Source organism: Cytobacillus sp. QJM3NY_8 (genome assembly GCF_056173585.1).
In genome coordinates this window covers 2,489,274-2,506,654 of the sequence record NZ_CM149681.1, presented here as the reverse complement: position 1 = coordinate 2,506,654, position 17,381 = coordinate 2,489,274, and the positions used below count along the sequence as shown (strand labels likewise).

At 40.6% G+C, this 17,381-nt stretch carries 17 protein-coding genes; 12 read left to right on the top strand and 5 right to left on the bottom strand.

Annotated features, from left to right (window positions below; translation table 11 throughout):
- Nucleotides 1-227: 227 nt before the first annotated feature.
- Nucleotides 228-1,712 carry a D-alanyl-D-alanine carboxypeptidase/D-alanyl-D-alanine endopeptidase gene (dacB, locus tag AC0VZ9_RS13030; protein WP_475397467.1) on the top strand — a complete coding sequence of 495 codons (1,485 nt, stop codon included), beginning with the start codon at nucleotides 228-230 and terminating at the stop codon, nucleotides 1,710-1,712.
- Between the two features lie 185 nt (nucleotides 1,713-1,897).
- On the opposite strand, the gene AC0VZ9_RS13025 is transcribed toward dacB, so the two are convergent.
- Complete coding sequence (locus AC0VZ9_RS13025; RefSeq protein ID WP_009334615.1) at nucleotides 1,898-2,431, bottom strand: YceI family protein; 534 nt, start codon at nucleotides 2,429-2,431, stop codon at nucleotides 1,898-1,900.
- 207 nt (nucleotides 2,432-2,638) lie between these two features.
- Between AC0VZ9_RS13025 and AC0VZ9_RS13020 the strand changes: the two genes are divergently transcribed.
- Together AC0VZ9_RS13020 and AC0VZ9_RS13015 are read left to right on the top strand one after the other, a co-directional pair.
- Complete coding sequence (locus AC0VZ9_RS13020; protein WP_475397466.1) at nucleotides 2,639-5,215, top strand: helicase-related protein; 2,577 nt, start codon at nucleotides 2,639-2,641, stop codon at nucleotides 5,213-5,215.
- 3 nt (nucleotides 5,216-5,218) lie between these two features.
- Nucleotides 5,219-6,076: a deoxyribonuclease IV gene (locus tag AC0VZ9_RS13015; RefSeq protein WP_071159125.1), complete on the top strand. Its 858-nt coding sequence runs from the start codon at nucleotides 5,219-5,221 to the stop codon at nucleotides 6,074-6,076.
- A 44-nt stretch (nucleotides 6,077-6,120) separates the two neighbouring features.
- On the opposite strand, the gene AC0VZ9_RS13010 is transcribed toward AC0VZ9_RS13015, so the two are convergent.
- Nucleotides 6,121-7,254 (bottom strand): zinc-dependent alcohol dehydrogenase, encoded by a 1,134-nt coding sequence (locus tag AC0VZ9_RS13010; RefSeq protein ID WP_009334618.1) that lies wholly within the window; start codon nucleotides 7,252-7,254, stop codon nucleotides 6,121-6,123.
- Between the two features lie 204 nt (nucleotides 7,255-7,458).
- Here AC0VZ9_RS13010 and AC0VZ9_RS13005 point away from each other — a divergent pair, with 204 nt between their 5' ends.
- Nucleotides 7,459-8,451: an LLM class flavin-dependent oxidoreductase gene (locus tag AC0VZ9_RS13005; RefSeq protein WP_475397465.1), complete on the top strand. Its 993-nt coding sequence runs from the start codon at nucleotides 7,459-7,461 to the stop codon at nucleotides 8,449-8,451.
- Nucleotides 8,452-8,537: 86 nt separating this feature from the next.
- Nucleotides 8,538-8,999 (top strand): CoxG family protein, encoded by a 462-nt coding sequence (locus AC0VZ9_RS13000; protein ID WP_475397464.1) that lies wholly within the window; start codon nucleotides 8,538-8,540, stop codon nucleotides 8,997-8,999.
- A gap of 46 nt (nucleotides 9,000-9,045) precedes the next feature.
- Here the strand turns inward: AC0VZ9_RS13000 and AC0VZ9_RS12995 are convergent, their stop codons facing one another.
- Nucleotides 9,046-9,570, bottom strand: a complete 525-nt coding sequence (locus AC0VZ9_RS12995; RefSeq protein ID WP_009334621.1) for a ribonuclease H-like YkuK family protein — start codon at nucleotides 9,568-9,570, stop codon at nucleotides 9,046-9,048.
- Between the two features lie 206 nt (nucleotides 9,571-9,776).
- Between AC0VZ9_RS12995 and AC0VZ9_RS12990 the strand changes: the two genes are divergently transcribed.
- From AC0VZ9_RS12990 to AC0VZ9_RS12975, 4 genes are all read left to right on the top strand, one after another.
- Nucleotides 9,777-10,220 carry a YndM family protein gene (locus AC0VZ9_RS12990; RefSeq protein WP_009334622.1) on the top strand — a complete coding sequence of 148 codons (444 nt, stop codon included), beginning with the start codon at nucleotides 9,777-9,779 and terminating at the stop codon, nucleotides 10,218-10,220.
- A gap of 176 nt (nucleotides 10,221-10,396) precedes the next feature.
- Nucleotides 10,397-11,788 (top strand): DEAD/DEAH box helicase, encoded by a 1,392-nt coding sequence (locus AC0VZ9_RS12985; RefSeq protein ID WP_009334623.1) that lies wholly within the window; start codon nucleotides 10,397-10,399, stop codon nucleotides 11,786-11,788.
- 22 nt (nucleotides 11,789-11,810) lie between these two features.
- Complete coding sequence (locus AC0VZ9_RS12980; RefSeq protein ID WP_009334624.1) at nucleotides 11,811-12,392, top strand: hypothetical protein; 582 nt, start codon at nucleotides 11,811-11,813, stop codon at nucleotides 12,390-12,392.
- Nucleotides 12,393-12,505: 113 nt separating this feature from the next.
- Complete coding sequence (locus AC0VZ9_RS12975) at nucleotides 12,506-13,162, top strand: spore coat protein (protein ID WP_192908589.1); 657 nt, start codon at nucleotides 12,506-12,508, stop codon at nucleotides 13,160-13,162.
- A gap of 55 nt (nucleotides 13,163-13,217) precedes the next feature.
- Here the strand turns inward: AC0VZ9_RS12975 and AC0VZ9_RS12970 are convergent, their stop codons facing one another.
- Complete coding sequence (locus tag AC0VZ9_RS12970) at nucleotides 13,218-13,502, bottom strand: hypothetical protein (RefSeq protein ID WP_252246403.1); 285 nt, start codon at nucleotides 13,500-13,502, stop codon at nucleotides 13,218-13,220.
- 257 nt (nucleotides 13,503-13,759) lie between these two features.
- On the opposite strand from AC0VZ9_RS12970, the gene desA reads away from it, so the two are divergent.
- From desA to AC0VZ9_RS12955, 3 genes are all read left to right on the top strand, one after another.
- The gene (gene desA, locus AC0VZ9_RS12965) at nucleotides 13,760-14,803 is read left to right on the top strand and encodes a Delta(5) desaturase DesA (protein ID WP_475397463.1); all 1,044 of its coding nucleotides are present in this window, start codon (nucleotides 13,760-13,762) and stop codon (nucleotides 14,801-14,803) included.
- 94 nt (nucleotides 14,804-14,897) lie between these two features.
- Complete coding sequence (locus AC0VZ9_RS12960; protein WP_019379945.1) at nucleotides 14,898-16,034, top strand: sensor histidine kinase; 1,137 nt, start codon at nucleotides 14,898-14,900, stop codon at nucleotides 16,032-16,034.
- A complete protein-coding gene (locus tag AC0VZ9_RS12955; RefSeq protein WP_009334629.1) occupies nucleotides 16,031-16,630 on the top strand; it encodes a response regulator transcription factor in 600 nt (199 codons plus the stop codon). The genes AC0VZ9_RS12960 and AC0VZ9_RS12955 overlap by 4 nt, the downstream gene beginning before the upstream one ends.
- Nucleotides 16,631-16,667: 37 nt before the next feature.
- On the opposite strand, the gene AC0VZ9_RS12950 is transcribed toward AC0VZ9_RS12955, so the two are convergent.
- The gene (locus AC0VZ9_RS12950; RefSeq protein WP_475397462.1) at nucleotides 16,668-16,973 is read right to left on the bottom strand and encodes a hypothetical protein; all 306 of its coding nucleotides are present in this window, start codon (nucleotides 16,971-16,973) and stop codon (nucleotides 16,668-16,670) included.
- Between the last annotated feature and the right edge of the window lie 408 nt (nucleotides 16,974-17,381).

Here is a 17,381-nt window from a genome sequence, read left to right as displayed (position 1 = left end):
ATCATACCATTTTCTAATACCATTTTAAGAATAAATCTTCTTAGAGGATAATATTTATTTTAGAAAAAATAAGAAATAATAGCCAGTCCTCATAACTTCTGCAGTGGAGAATAAAATAGTTAAGTAAATTAAAAATTGATTCTTTTTCCTCATTATGGAAATAAAGGGAACACACCTTTCTACGGAGAAAAGGTTAAGAAACAAAAATGGAAGGTGGTTTAATACATATGAAAAAGAGTGTAAAAATAAATATCAGTTTATTGCTGATATTTATGCTGGCACTTGTTCCTTTTGCTCAGCCTGAATCGCCTCAAGTCCAAGCAACGGAAGAAGGCAGCGAACTTGTACAGCAGTTAAACCAAATGCTTAATAATGATCCAATTCTTCAGGGGGGTCTTGCAGGAGTCAGTATCCGCAATGCAGATACAGGCGAGCTGGTATACGACCATATCGGGGATATACGTTTAAGACCGGCTTCTAATATGAAGCTTCTGACAGCAGCAGCGGCTCTAGAAACATTGGGAGAAAATTATCAGTTCACAACAGAACTTCTTCATACAGGTTCAATAAAGGGAAAGACACTTCAAGGTGACTTGATCTTAAAAGGAAAAGGAGACCCAACCCTGTTAAAGAAGGATTTTGATTCATTTGCCGTTAAAGTAAAAGAAGCAGGCATTAAAGTTATTCATGGCAGCCTGATCGGTGATGACACGTGGTATGATGATATACGCTATTCCACCGATCTATCATGGAGCGATGAATCATGGTATTATGGCGGACAAGTCTCGGCACTTACAGCCTCCCCCAACGAGGACTATGACGCTGGCACAGTAATTGTAGAGGTTTATCCCGGAGAAAAAGCCGGGCAGGAACCGATTGTAAAAATGGAGCCGGAAACAGATTACATAAAGATCGTCAATAAGGCTAAAACCGTCTCTAAAGACGAAAAGAAGGATATCCATATTGAAAGAGATCATGGTACGAACACAGTTACAATTGAAGGAGAAATTCCAGTTGAAGGCAGCCGTTCAAGGGAATGGATCGCTGTATGGGAGCCTACTGGCTACGCGTTGGATCTATTGAAGCGCTCTCTCGCTGAACAAGGCATTAAAATCAAAGGGAAAACTGAAGCTGGCACTGCTCCAGAAGACGCAAAACTATTTGCTGAGCATAAATCCATGCCTATCAAAGATTTGCTCATACCATTCATGAAATTAAGCAATAACGGCCATGCGGAAACATTAATCAAGGAAATGGGCAAAGCTGTAAAAGGAGAAGGCAGCTGGGAAAAAGGGCTCGAGGTATTAGAAGAACAAGCAGAAGCCCTTGGAATGAATAAGGAAACCCTCGTGCTCCGGGACGGTTCCGGAATCTCACATGTAAACTTAATTCCGGCAAATGAAATCTCAAAACTTCTTTTCGAAGTCCAGGACGAAGAATGGTTCAGCTCCTATTTGAACTCATTGCCGATTGCCGGCAATACAGACCGGATGGTGGGGGGAACTCTTAGAAATCGCATGAAAAACACCAATGCCGACGGAAATGTCAAAGCAAAAACAGGTTCCATCTCAACAGTCAGTTCATTATCAGGATATGTTAAGACGGCCAGCGGGGAAGAACTTATCTTTTCTGTTATTCTGAATAACTTAACTGATGGCGGTCAAGGTAAGGTTATAGAAGACAAAATTGCCACGTTATTAGCCGATCAATAAACAGTATAGAAAAGCTGAAGCCGTCCGCCTATCGGCTTATGACCTCAAGCTTTTAAAAGCCCGAAACTAGACACGCTTAGACCCGGGAGCCGAGACAATTATCTAACTTCAGAATTTGCACATTCTTAACTATTTAGAAAAAGGGCAGGTTACCATTTCGCCGGTATACCTGCCCTTTTTCTGTCTTATTCTGCTTTTGCTGCCTGTATCTGCAGGTCAATTTTCACTTTATCTCCAACAAGTACTCCGCCTGTTTCAAGGGCTGAATTCCAGGTTAAGCCATAGTCGCTTCGTTTGATTGCTCCAGCAGCAGTAAAGCCGACTTTTTCATTACCCCATGGATCTTTGCCTGATCCTTCATATGTCACAGTGAAGGTTTCTGTTTTTGTTGCACCATGAATTGTAAGATCGCCGGTAACATCATATTCATCATCACCCTTGCTTACAATGCTTGTTGATTTAAAGGTCATTTTCGGGTGGTTCTCAACATCAAAGAAGTCCGCAGAACGCAGGTGGTTGTCACGATCTTCATTGCGTGTATCAACACTTGAAAGTGAAACATTGAATGTAATATCAGCAGTTGTTAAATCTGCAGGATCTGCAGTTATTTCTGCATCAAAGCTATTAAAGCTGCCTTTCACGTTTGCGATCATCATATGCTTGATAGAAAAATCCACACTGCTGTGCGCAGGATCAACTGCCCATTTTGTTTTAGCCATATTTTTCTCCTCCAATAGTTCGAATTCATTTGTTTTGAATTCAAGATATTTTAATTCTAGATAAATTATATGCCGGTTTAAGTTTTATGTCAATGATATTTTTTCAAAAGATGGTAAAATGAAGACTACTTAAATTATCAATATCATACATAACCTAAGTCATAATCATTACATTACGGTTTAGTGATGTTTAAAGGGGAACGAACCATGAATCAGCTTGAACAGATTTACAATAATGCTGCAGAGCATACAAAAATAAAAATCCTGGAGGATGCCGACCGCTATCTGGGCAGTAAAGAGTCGATGCCCTCCTATAAGGAATATCTTTCTGAAAGATTTCATTATATCGATCAAATCTGGGTAAATGTATGGCTGAATAAAATCACTGCCAAAATATCCAAGCATGAAAAAAAGAAATATCTAAGTGAAAAAGGGTACGACACCGAAAATGTTGACAGGAAAATAATCAATCACTTATTCCGGACTGAAATAAGGGATTATCAGCCTTTTAACAGTTTGGACTGGCTTAATGACCTCTTTGAAAACAATAATGAAGCATGGGCTGGGCGCTATGAGAATGCACGGGCTCATTATCTGCATAAAGCAGAAGAGGAGCGGCTTCAGCGAAAGAAGTATCGAATCCGCGAAGATATTGAAAAGAATATTGATGAAATTATTGAAAGAGATTATAGCCTTCTTTATCTTCATGTCAGACATATGGCTTCAAAGCAGCTGGTTTCCGATTTTAGAAACAAGATAAGATATCAAAAAGCGGATACCTTTGCTCTGGAGGAAAAGCTTGAAGAGACAGGCAGCTTTGATGCAGGTGATTATACTGTAATGGGGGAATTCCTTGATGAGCTGACAGGAAATATCCATAAAGCATTGTATGGAGGTAAAGGTTACTTTGAATATGAAGCCTATTACTATGTCTATAAGAACCATATATCAGGATATCTGTCCGATTCTCTGCAATCGCTCGTCCTGCAGAACCTTCCGCATCATTTATTCGAGGAATATGAAGACGCTTATCAGAAACCGCTGACCGGTAAGTCGGTGAAGAAGTTAATGGCCCATACCCTTCAGGATCTTGATGAAAGCTTTTTTGAAAGCATTCAGGAGGAATATATTGAAGATCTGCTGAGGCTTGCGGATATACCGTTTGACCCTGAAGTCCATAAAGATCTGCTCAAGAAGGATATTGCTGACAGAGAAAGAAAAATAGCAGAAGAATTGGCTGAGCAGCAGCGGAAGAAAGAAGAAGAGGAACGCATGCTCGAATATATATTCGGGCAGGAATACAGCCCCTCTGTGGAACGGGCCAAAAGGTATGTACTTCATATTGGTGAAACCAATACAGGGAAAACACATCATGCCCTTGAAGGAATGAAATCAGCCCAAAGCGGCATGTATCTGGCACCTTTAAGGCTGTTGGCACTGGAAGTATATGATAAACTGAACCGCGAAGGTATACCCTGTTCTTTGAAAACCGGTGAAGAGGAAAAGACAGTTGCCGGTTCTGAGCATCTTTCCAGCACGGTTGAAATGTTCTACGAAAAGGACTATTACGACGTCATTGTCATTGATGAAGCCCAAATGATCACGGATAAGGACAGAGGCTTCTCTTGGTATAAAGCCATTACCAAGGCAAATGCAAATGAAGTCCATATCATTGGCAGCCGCAGCGCTAAAAGCATGATGCTCCAGCTTCTTGGCGAAGCAGATATTGAATTGAATGAATACAGCCGGGATATACCTCTTGAAGTCGAAGCAAAGGAATTCAAATTCAGTCATGTACGAAAAGGCGATGCACTCATCTGTTTTTCAAGAAAGAGAGTGCTTGAAACTGCCTCAAGGCTTCAGCAGGAAGGGCACTCAGTAAGCATGATTTATGGAGCGATGCCTCCTGAAACCAGAAAAAAACAAGTCCAGCGTTTTACAAAGGGAGAAACTTCCGTCATCGTATCCACTGATGCCATTGGGATGGGACTCAACCTGCCTATCCGGAGAATTGTTTTTTTGGAAAATGATAAGTTTGACGGAACGAAAAGGAGAACCCTTACTTCACAGGAGGTTAAGCAAATTGCTGGAAGGGCAGGGCGAAAAGGGCTTTATAACATTGGAAAAGTTGCTTTTACAAAAGATATCAAAAGAATGAAGGCCTTGCTTGAAATGGAGGATGCCCCGGTCCACAGCTTTGCCATAGCCCCAACAAATACAGTATTTGAAAGATTCCAAAGGTATTACCGCGATCTCGGATCATTCTTTGAGCTTTGGGATAAGTTTGAGAGCCCCAGAGGAACCAAAAAAGCGGCATTAACAGAGGAGAGAGACCTATATGAAAGGATACGCGGAACAGAAATTGAAGCAAAGCTTGGACTAATGGACCTGTATGGTTTTCTCCATCTGCCATTCTCAAAAAAAGAACATGATCTTGTCCGTCAATGGGAAGAGACCATGTATGCCATTATTGATGGCGAGGAGCTTCCAGAGCCCAGAATTAAGAACCGTAATCTGGAAGAGCTGGAATTGACTTATAAAGCAATAGGCCTGCATTTGCTGTTCCTGTATCGTCTTGAGCAGAGAACAGAAGCGTTATATTGGGAAAGATTAAGGGAAGAAATCAGCGATCATGTTCACGAAAGACTAAAAACCGATATAAAAGAGCTCTCAAGAAAATGCAGAAAGTGCGGCAAAAAACTGCCCTGGGAACACGAATATCAAATCTGTGATGAATGTCATTCTTCACGTTCAAGGAGAAGATATAATTATTATAGAAGGTAATGAATGGATGGGATCAGGATGTTATTTGGCTGTCACGTAAGCATAAGGGAAGGATATTTAGGAGCTGCAAAAGCTGCAAAGGCCATGAATGCTTCTGCCTTTCAGTACTTTCCGAAGAATCCAAGAAGCTTGAGTGTAAAGGATTTTAATCGGGAGGATGCAGCTCTTTGCAGGGCGTTTTGCAAAGAGCATGAAATCTTTTCGATTGCACATACTCCATATCCAACCAGCCTCACACCGCAGCCGGAGAAGCAAGAGCTGACGATTAAGTCTTTGCTGAATGATCTGGAAATTGCCAGTGCCTGTGGCTCGGCAGGAGTGGTTGTACATTTCGGAAACCCAATCAACAAAAAGGATCCGCTTGCAGGATATCATTTAATGATCGAGATGCTTAATCAAATCCTCTCTCACTGGGAAGACCCTTGCTTGATCCTGCTTGAAAACACTGCTGGCCACCCCGGGTCAATGGGTACAACGATGGAGGAGCTTGTTCAGGTTCGGAGCCTGTGTGAACACCGGGATCAGATTGGTTTTTGTCTGGATACTTGCCATGCCTTTGCCAGCAATCTCTGGAATGGAGAAAATCTAAATGATTTTCTTAAAAAAGGGGAAGAGTTGGGCTATTTCAATCATCTTAAAGCCATTCACTTAAATAACTCCAAATATCCTGCAGGCTCAGGTAAAGACAGACATGCCAATATATTTAACAAAGGTCATATTACTGCGAAACAATTTGATCAGCTTGTCAATACCGAACCATTTCAAAGATTGCCATTAATTCTGGAAACACCTTCTGGTGAAGGAATTGAACATCATGAAGAAGTTGAACTTCTAATTAAAAGATGGGGAAAACAACCATGACTAAAAAGCCTGCTATTATACAGCAGGCTTTTTAGTCGTGTCAATTAAGGCTTTAATACTACCTTGATGCAGTCGTCCTCATGTCCATTGAAAATTTTGTAGCCATGGCTCGCCTCTTCCAGGTTAATCTTATGAGTAATAATGTCTTTCGGATCAAATTCTTTATTAACAATTTTCTCATAGAGCATTGGCATAAATGGTATGACAGGTGCCTGTCCCATCTTAAGTGTAATGTTTCTGGTGAAGAAGGCACCGAGAGGGAACATATTATAGTTTGCTCCATAGACACCGGTTATTTGGACTGTTCCTGTTTTTCTTACAGCCTTTGTCGCAATTTGAATGGGACCAAGAGTGCCGCCTTGAAGCTTTAATTTTTGCTCTATAAACTCAAGGGGCGACTTTTTCCCGTCCATGCCTACACAATCGATTATTACATCAGCGCCTCCATGGGTAATTTCCTTTAAATGCTCCCCCATATCAGGATATTTGGTGAACTCGAAGACTTCCACTTTGTTTGCTGCCTTTGCGTGATTGATCCGATAATCAAGGTAATCAACTGCAATAACACGCTCCGCGCCTTCCATCCATGCAAACTTCTGCGCCATTAACCCAACAGGGCCACAGCCAAGGACAATTACTGTATCACCCTTTTTAACACCGGCGTTAACAACACTCCAATAGGCAGTCGGAAGTACATCTGACAAAAATAATAGAGATTCATCTTCCAATTCACAGGATTCAGGAACCAGAAACGGCGTATAATTGCCAAAAGGGACTTTTAAATATTCCGCCTGCCCGCCTGGATGATTTCCGAATTTTTCTGTGTATCCAAAGTATCCCCCTGAATCATAATGGGGGTTGGAATTATCACATTGGCTGGTTTGATTCTGCTGACAATAAATGCACTGGCCGCAGGATACATTGAAAGGGATTACGACTCTGTCCCCTTTTTTTACTTTTGTTACATCCGGTCCTGTTTCCTCCACAATGCCCATTGGTTCATGGCCAATAATATAACCCTCTGGAAGAGGCATGTTGCCCTGATATAAATGCAGGTCAGAACCGCAGATCGCTGTGGATGTAATTTTAACGATAATATCATCTTTCTTTTCTAGCTTAGGGTCATCCACATTGGTAACAGCTACACGATTAGGGCCCTGATAGGTGACCGCCTTCATATTCAACACTCCATTAATTAAGATTTTTTAGCAGTATAAAATATCAATAAAACGATAAAGAAAATTTGGTTTGTTTTTTAAAGATTCATCTTAAACAAAGAGGCAATAATATAAGTTTCACTCATCAGCATTTTATTATTCGTTTTACATTTTAAAATGGCCGAAGACTTAGGAAACAAGCGCATTTGAAAGAGGGGATAAACCTTGAAAATAAGCATTTTGGATCAGGCTCCCATTTCATCGGGATATTCACCCAAAGAAGCATTGGAAGCCTCTGTACTGCTGGCACAGTCAGCAGAGAGGCTGGGCTACACAAGATATTGGATTGCAGAACATCATGATTTATCAGGCTTTGCCTGTTCAGCTCCTGAAATCATGTTGAGCTATATCGGTGCTAAAACAAAAAATATACGGATTGGTGCAGGTGCCATATTGCTGCCGCATTATAAACCATACAAAATTGCGGAGTCGTTCAATATGCTTGCTACATTATTTCCTGGCAGAGTGGATCTGGGAATCGGAAGGGCACCAGGAGGATCAGCAGAAGCGTCTATGGCACTTTCCGATAATTTCTTGGAAGGTGTCCGCAAAATGCCGGATAAGGTGATGGAACTTCTTCAATTTTTATATAATCATTTTCCTGAGGATCACATGTTTGCTAAAATATCCGCTTCACCTCTACCTGCAATTAGCCCGGAACCATGGTTATTGGGAACAAGCAGGAAAAGTGCTTTAATGGCTGCTGAGTCTGGAACTGCTTATGCATTTGGCCAATTCATGAGTGAAAAAGATGGGGACGACATCATAAAACAATATAGGGAAAACTTCATTGAAAGGGGAATTATACAGAAACCAAAAGTCATTTTAACAGTCTCTGCTATATGCGCTGACTCAACACAGGAAGCTAAGGAGCTGGCACCCAGCAGTATGCTTTGGAAGATAAGAGCAGAAAGCAGGGTACGCAATGAGGGGATTCCTTCGATTGAAGAAGCAAAACACTATTTCCGCAGCCTGGATGTGGAGCCATTTAACAATAGAAACCGCGTTATTATTGGAAATCCGAAAGAAGTCTCCGAGCAGCTGAAAGATATGAAGCAGCGGTACCAAGCAGATGAGATTATGATTGTTACCATTGTTCACCGTTATGAGGACCGTTTGCGTTCATATGAATTGATCGCCAAAGAATTGATCAAATAAATATAAAATTAATGAATCTTGCCCTATAAATTTGAATACATATTCATGGAAACCAACTATGAAATTTTTCAAAAGGGGCGGTAAAAATGGCAAGCTGCACACATCAGGCAGAAGTGAACGTTCCAATAACGGCAATATGGAATTTTGTCAGTAATATTGGAAACTGGGCTCCCTTAGTACCCGGCTATATTACACATGAGGTACTAAGTGAAAAAGAGTCTACCTGGAGCTTTAAAAGCGATATGGGGATCATTAAGAAAAAAATCGAATTGAAGGTGGATATAACAAGCTGGCAGGAACCAACCAAGGTAACCTTTCAATTAACAGGGCTTAATGAGAAATTTACCGGCGATGGGTATTTTCTTGCTTCCAAAGGAAGGGATAATACTAACTTGATGACAGGCGCTCTTCAAATTACCGCTGAGGGTATGATGGCTAAAGTGGCCAATTCATTGCTTAATACATCTCTTCCGGAAATTACTGCTGAGCTTACAGAAGCTGTTGCTTTGAAGCTGGAACAGAATTATAAAGAGCATGCAGGCGTATAGTTTTAAGTGCAACGAAAAGAACTCATTAACTTGAGTTCTTTTTTCCTTATTTCGTATATCGATTGGCATAGCTGGATGCAACGAATGCTTCCGGCTTAATTTTTGGCTCGAGACCGATCGATTCTATTCTCGATACCATTTCACTTACAAATTCCCTGGTCTTATTCCTTTTCCCAGAACCGATATCCATATGTCCTTCCATGGAGAAGGAACCGCCTTTATAAAGAAATGGAAGTACGATATCAAACATTTTATCTTTGCATTCCTCAGTAAATAAAGAGACGACTTCTTCCGTCAGCGAGGTTTCAAATGAGATTCTCTCATGCAGATGCACCATTTTCCTTGGAATGATGGTTTTCCTAATACATGCCCAGGCGCCTTTCCGTTCATTTTGAATAACTATTCCGGTTATGAACACTGTTCGATTGCAATGAACCTGTGAATCAGTCCCAATCATTAAACGGAAGTTCCCATCAGGATTTCGCCTCATAAAAAGTAAAATACGATCGAATACCTGCTCAAACGTCAAATTGCGCTCCTGGAGATTTTGAAATTTATATTCAGCACTCACCTATTATCACCACATTAAGTAATTTGTCTGGGAGTAACACTCTTCCACAACCTTTAACTTAAGATGTTAGACTTTTACTACCATTATATTGAGAGGCTCCGAACAAGTTGTTTATTTTTTGAAAAAATTATACTTAGCATTGTTTAAAGGCTGGATGAATGGGAATGCGCAGATTGATAAAAACTATGGGCAAAGGAGGATCACATATGAATAAAACATTAATTTTTGTACTTAAATTTGTATCAAGCATGATTGCTTTTGCCATAGCACTTGATTTATTTTTCGATGCAGCATTTGCCGATATTGTTTCTTTCAGCCTGCTGGTAACGGTTATGTCATATATGCTTGGTGATCGGATTATTCTCCCCCGCCTGGGAAACCGGAATGCCCTCATTGCTGACTTTTTCCTGGTTTATGCATCTGTATGGGTTTTTGGGAGTGTATTGCTTAACAGTTACTTGCAAATAGCGTGGGGAAGTGTCATTGCAGCAGGAATTATCACTCTTTCCGAAGTCTTTGTGCACCGCTATCTGCAGAAAGGGGCCGATGTCAGCCAGGAGGAAAATCGCAAAGAAGCGGCCTTGAATCCGCGTCTGGCGTATGGAATGGAAATGGCCGAAGAAAAAGAGCCAACAAGGGACTGGGATTGACTGAATAATAAGCAACTAAACCCAATGCAGACTTATCCGTCGGTATTGGGTTTTTTAAAACAGAATAAGAATACCTTGCTATTTTGCCATCAAACATCCAATATTAATAAGGGTGAAATTTCTTTAAAACTTCACCTGAGCCTCTAATAAAGAAAGTGAAGAAAGCAGGGAATTATTTGCAGGATTTTTTAACACTGGGTATTTCAAAAAAACTAACAAATATATTGCTGAGCCATGGCATTGGAAAACCAACTCCTATTCAGGAGCAGGCAATACCCGCCGTGATGGAGGGCAGGGATATTATTGCACAGGCACAGACTGGAACTGGCAAAACATTTGCCTTTATTCTGCCGATTCTTGAGAAGCTTGACCCGGATGCTGTCCATATTCAAGCTCTCATTGTGACACCGACAAGAGAATTAGCTCTGCAGATTACAGATGAAGTTCAAAAACTGACTGCAGGCGATGATGATTTAGAGGTATTAGCCGTTTATGGGGGCCAAGATGTGGACAAGCAGCTTAATAAGCTTAAGAAAAAGGTACAAATTGTCGTTGGTACGCCTGGCCGGCTTCTCGATCATATTAAGAGGAAAACAATTGATTTATCACAAGCAGATTTTTTAGTATTGGATGAAGCCGATCAAATGCTCCATATTGGCTTTTTGGATGAAGTGGAAGATATTATTAAAGAAACACCAGGCAAAAGGCAGACCATGTTATTTTCTGCAACGATTCCAGCAGAGATCAGGAATCTGGCAAGGAAACATATGAAAGAACCAGAGTATATGCAAATCGAAAAAACACAAGGGCCAGCACAATCAGTCAAGCAAATCGCCATACATACGATCGACCGTGCCAAGCAGGCCACACTCATGCAATTAATTCAAACTCATAGACCTTATTTAGCCGTCATCTTTTGCCGGACCAAACGCAGGGTCAGCAAGCTTAATGACGTACTAAAATCAAATGGCTTCCAATGTGATGAGCTTCACGGAGATTTGTCTCAGTCCAAACGGGAACAAGTGATGAAACGATTCAGGGATGCCGAATTACAGCTATTAGTAGCAACTGATGTAGCAGCAAGGGGACTTGATGTGGAAGGTGTCACACATGTATTTAATTATGATATTCCACTGGATCCGGAAAGCTATGTTCACCGAATCGGAAGAACGGGAAGGGCTGGCATGAAGGGGATGGCAATCACTTTTTATTCATCCGCAGACAAACCGCTTCTTGAAGCAATTGAAAAAGGACTGAACATTACGATCTCCAAGCAGAACCTTGGCAATAGCCAGGAAAGGCAAAAGCCTTCCAGGTCATCAGAAAAAAACTCTCAAGTGCAAAAAATCCCAGCTTCATCCGGAAGAAAGAAAAATGATAATCGGGAAGATGCAGACAGAAAAAAGACTGAAGGCAAAACCTCCCCAGCAAAGGGCAGAAAAGGGCAAAGGAAAAACTCAAAACCATTGAATTCAGCTGGTCATGTAAACCGCAGTAAATCACCATCAAAAAAGAAGACTTCAGCGCCTAAATCTGTGAGTAATAGGTCAAAAAGACGCGGAAGGTAACCATAATTAAAGGAGTAGCGAAATGTTAAAAGAACGGATTGAAAACCATCTCAAGGAACCAGGAAACGAAATATACAAAGAAGAAAAAGAATTTGCTGAAAAGCATCAGCTATTATCAAATGCTGAATCTTTAATAGTCAAAAATCCTGAAACCCGCTTTGCAAATGCTTATATAGAGAGAGGAAACAAGGAAACAGAAGAAGTCCTCTCACAGGAGACACCCGAATTTCTAAACCAGCCTATTGATTATTTTGTGAAAAATATTAAAGAGTTTATGTACCTTGAGTCTGAATGGTTTGGGATTATTGGTGCAGACGCCATCTCTTTTGAATTCGATGATCTGTTCCGAACCTATGATGTCATGCTTGGACTTAAATTGCCTAAAAAGAAAGCAGAAACAATAAGGTCATATTTAAAAAGAACATTACAAGGTGATTCAGCAACATTTGACCTAATGTTTAACCAGCAAGATGGGTTATGGGAACTCAATTTTGCTTTGGATGACTTGGAGGGCTTTAAAGAAGACATGACCATAAACGATGCTTACATTCTAATTTACAGATATCTATTCTTACTGGCAGAAACGATTGAGGAAGTCAACTAAAAAAGCAGTTCAATCGAACTGCTTTTTTTTATTTATTTTTTTTACCATCCCATGGATATTTCTATTTAAAAATCTGCATGATAAAGATTGTTATTAAAAAAGGAGGAATCGAAATGGAAAATCAGCCTAACCAGATGCATCAAAATATGCATACAGGAAATATACCCCAGCAGCTCAACCATGGAGCACATGAAGTTCTTGATGTTCAAGAGGTTTTATCAGGTACAGTCGGCACCTTAAACACATACTCATTATTGCGGCAGCACGTACAAGATCAGGAACTGGCAGGTATAATGGACCGCCAATATCAATTTGTGCAAGAGGAATACAATACTACACTGGAATGCTTCCAGACAGGTAAAGATCCTTCTAAACCAACACAGAGCTATAAAATGAACCAGGATAATGATTTTATTTATGGCTTAAAGCCTTCTCAGCCAAAAAAGCCAATCCAATCTGTCTCCGAAATGAATGAAGAAACAGTTTCCGGCTGCCTTCTGGGAGCATTAAAATCGGCCGCTTCCATGAAAACAATGGCTGCACTCGAAACAACAAATCCAGTTGTCCGGAGAGTACTGGCTGATTCTGTCCCAAATTGCATTGAGATGGCTTATGAACTTTCGATTTATCAAAACAAACATCATTATTACCAGGTACCTCAGTTTACACAGCAGGATATGCAGCAAATGTTAAATGCATATGCTCCTGCACAGGGGCAAATGCCAAATGCTGCTCAAGGGCAAATGCCAAATTCTAATATTCCTCATTAAAAGAGAGCCCCTTGGTAATATGCCAAGGGGCTCTTGCATTCTTTTGCATATGTGGTTATTTAAAGGTCTCATTCGATAATGGAGAGCCAGCAGCTGTATGCTGATTCATCCAATCAAGAGACACTCTGGAAACCGCCTGCCAATCCGGAATCTTATCTTTATATTTCTCAACCCAGCTCATTGCGAATTGGGAATCAATGCCTTTTTCCTCACATTGACTTAAGAAATCCAGTACGGCTGATTGATTGAATTGATCCCAGCTTCTGCATATATTCTGCCAAATCTGCTCAATTGAAGCTTGGATGGGTGAATCGATATCTGTTTTGCCGTGTTGATTCATACAAAACTCTCCTTTTAATTTAATATCAATTTCATTATGTCCTAAGGAATTAGAAGTCATGTGTAAGGCAAAATAATCCTATAAAATAAAAAAATTTTTAGGGAAACATAAAAATTATAGCCTGTTTATAGGATCTCATCTTAATTTTTTCTGCAAACCATGACATTTATCATGGTTTGGACATGACACTCATGTCTACAAAACCTTCTGAAAACCCTTTATCATAAAGTTAACGTCATGAAGAAGGGAATTAAAAAATGACTTCTAAACAAAAACAACTCAACTTAAAAAAACAAATGGCACCCTATGAAAAATCCGATTTAACACGCAGCATCATGCAGCTGGTCAATACTCTGGGACCTTTTTTCCTGCTATGGTTCCTTGCTTATAAGAGCCTGAGCTTTTCTTACCTGCTGACGCTTGGCATATCTGTCATTGCAGCTGGCTTCCTGGTCAGGATCTTCATCATTTTCCATGATTGCTGCCACCATTCCTTTTTCAAAAATCGCAAAACAAACAAAATTGTTGGCACATTCACAGGGATACTTACCATTTTCCCTTATCACCAATGGCAGCATGACCACAATGTTCACCATGCAACAAGCGGTAATCTGGACAAGCGTGGTACAGGAGATATCTGGACACTGACAGTGAAAGAATACCAGGATGCGGCTTGGTCGACACGCGCAGCCTATCGCATCTACCGCAATCCGTTCGTCATGTTAGGTTTAGGCCCGATTTATGTATTTTTGTTAAAAAACCGATTTAACAGAAAAGGGGCAAGAAAGAATGAACGCATCAATACTTATCTTACAAACGCAGCCATCGCTGGTTTGTATGCGTTCATGTGCTGGGCCATCGGATGGGAAGCATTCCTGATGGTGCAGGGACCTATCTTTTTAATTTCCGGAGCAGCGGGGATTTGGCTTTTCTATGTACAGCATACATTTGAAGACTCCTATTTTGAAGAAGATGATAAGTGGGAGTATGTAAAAGCGGCAGTAGAAGGAAGCTCCTTTTACAAGCTTCCAAAAGTACTTCAGTGGCTAACCGGGAACATCGGGTTCCATCATATTCATCACTTAAGCCCGCGCGTGCCTAACTATAATCTCGAAAGCGCACATTATAATACAGCTGAGCTTCAGAATGTACCGACGATTACTTTTTCGACCAGTCTAAAGTCACTTCGATTCCGCTTATGGGATGAAGATGCCCAGGACTTCACTGGATATGGAGCAGCCAGGCAGTCTGCCCTCAGCAAAAAACAGAGCAGAGCGAAAACGGCATCTGTGAAGCCATAAACTAAGTCTATAATCTACTGAAGAACAGCTCCTTTGTGATATGATAACAAAGGAGCTGTTTCATTATTTTACGAATAAAAAGAGGGTACCTCACATGTTTAAAAAGTATTTCACCACATTGAAAAGTTCAGGCATTTCTCCTTATATATGGAGTGTATTCAGCATTTTGCCGTTTTATTTCATCTTCAGGTCCACCTCTAAAATCGCCATAGCCGTAGGCATTATCCTGACCATTTTATTTTTTATATCATTGCGTTTTGCCTTTATATCGCGGAAGTGGCCTGTCTATCTATGGACTGGCATCTTAATCAGCATATCGATTACGATGACCATTCTGTTTTCGTTTATTTATTTTGCTTTTTATATTGCTTATTACAATGGCCATATCAAAAACAGGATTGCATTTTTAACGTTATATGTCATCCATCTTGTTGCAACCACCATCTCAATAAACATTAATTTTGTCACACAAAAGCCATTATTTCTCGAGCAGATACCTTTTATCATTATCATCTGGATCAGTGTGATTTTGCTTCCTTTTAACATTCACAATAAGAAAAAGCAGGAAATGCTTGAAGAACAGCTAGAAGATGCCAACAAAAGGATTGCGGAGCTTGTCAAACAGGAAGAAAGGCAGCGGATTGCCCGCGATCTTCATGATACACTCGGACAAAAATTGTCTCTGATCGGGTTAAAAAGCGATCTGGCCCGTAAGCTTATCAGCAAGGATCCTGACCAGGCAAAGGAAGAACTTATAGACGTTCAGCAAACGGCCAGAACAGCATTAAACGAAGTAAGAAAAATGGTTTCCCAGATGAGAGGAATCAGGCTGAAGGAAGAAATTATACTTGTTAAGCAAATCTTAAAGGCAGCCTCAATCGAATTCATCGGGGAAGAAGATATCAAATTAAAGAACGTGTCGCTATTCCTTGAGAATATTCTAAGCATGTGCATGAAAGAAGCTGTGACAAATGTAGTAAAACACAGTAATGCTACAGAATGCCGCATCAGCATTGAACAAACCTGGAATGAAGTTAGCATTACTGTCCAGGATAACGGGGTCGGCATGAATCCCGCAACAGATGTCGGCAAGGGGTCAGGACTGCTTGGATTAGGAGAGCGGCTCGACTTTGTCAATGGAAGTCTTGATATCGTATCTGAAAATGGAACAACGATTACAATGAAGGTGCCAACAGTCGTAAAGGAAACAAATAAGGAGGAAAAGGCATGATTAAAATCGTCATAGCTGAAGACCAGCGGATGGTGCTTGGTGCTTTAGGATCCCTGTTAAATCTCGAAGACGATATGGAGGTCATTGGCAAAGCATCGAATGGCAAGGAAGCCATATCTCTTGTCCAAACGCTCAAACCGGATGTATGCATCATGGATATTGAAATGCCGGAAAAGAGCGGCTTGGAGGCGGCGGAAGAATTGAAAGGCATAGGCTGCAAGGTTATTATTCTGACAACCTTTGCAAGGTCAGGGTATTTTCAGCGTGCCCTTAAGGCCGGTGTAAGGGGGTACTTATTAAAAGACAGCCCAAGTGAAGAGCTCGCCAGCTCAATCAGAAACGTCGTAGAAGGAAAGCGCATCTATGCACCTGAATTAATGGATGATGTATATGGAGAAGAAAACCCGCTGACCGACCGTGAAAAAGAGGTGCTTGAGCTGATTGCCGACGGCAAAAACACCAGGGAAATTGCCGACCAGCTCAGCATTAAAACAGGAACCGTCCGTAACTATATCTCTGCTATTCTAGACAAGCTCGAAGTTACGAACAGGATTGAAGCCATTACCCAGTCCAAAGAGAAGGGCTGGTTTAAATAAAAGTGTTTCTTGCATAAATGGGCAGCAGCCAATTGGCTTAGCTGTCCTTTTTCACTTTCTTTAATTCTTCCATAACGACGAAGGCCAAATCATCATTTCCGAACATTGAGAGAACACCAAGCAATGTCTCATCAGGCACATCGCCCGCTTCTTCTTTTGGAACTGTCAGCTCCAGCGCTTCCTGCAGTGAAATATTTTTGCTTTGATCAGGATATGCCTTTAAATAGATTTCCTCGGGATCTAAATTGTGATTAATACACCACTGGGCAAAAACGAGAATCATCATTTTTTCTTCGCCCTGATAGTTTTGAATAATTCTTTCTTCAAGCTCTTTGCTGTTCATCTTCATAAATCTCCTTATGTATTTATATATTGATTATAGATTTAAATCCATGATTTTTCATCTTAATTGCCATTTCTTTTGCAAATAGAATTTTCAGTAATTCGAATTAATTCTAAATTTATTGTTAATTCATATTGACAATTAAATAGGAGAATATCATAATATTAGAAAAACTTATAAAAACTTTAACAGATAACTGCACTACTGCCTTGAAGTAGAAAAGAGCGAAAGGCAACCTTTTCAAAAACAGCATATGAGTCTTAATATAATGACTATAAGCAGCTGTTGAACATCCATATTGGTTGTTGCCGGGAAGCAAGCCCTTTCGTCCACGCTCGGAGGATGACTGGGCGTTTTTATTTATCCTCTATTAAGAGCAGCAGGAAAAGCAGGCATGAGGTTTTTAAA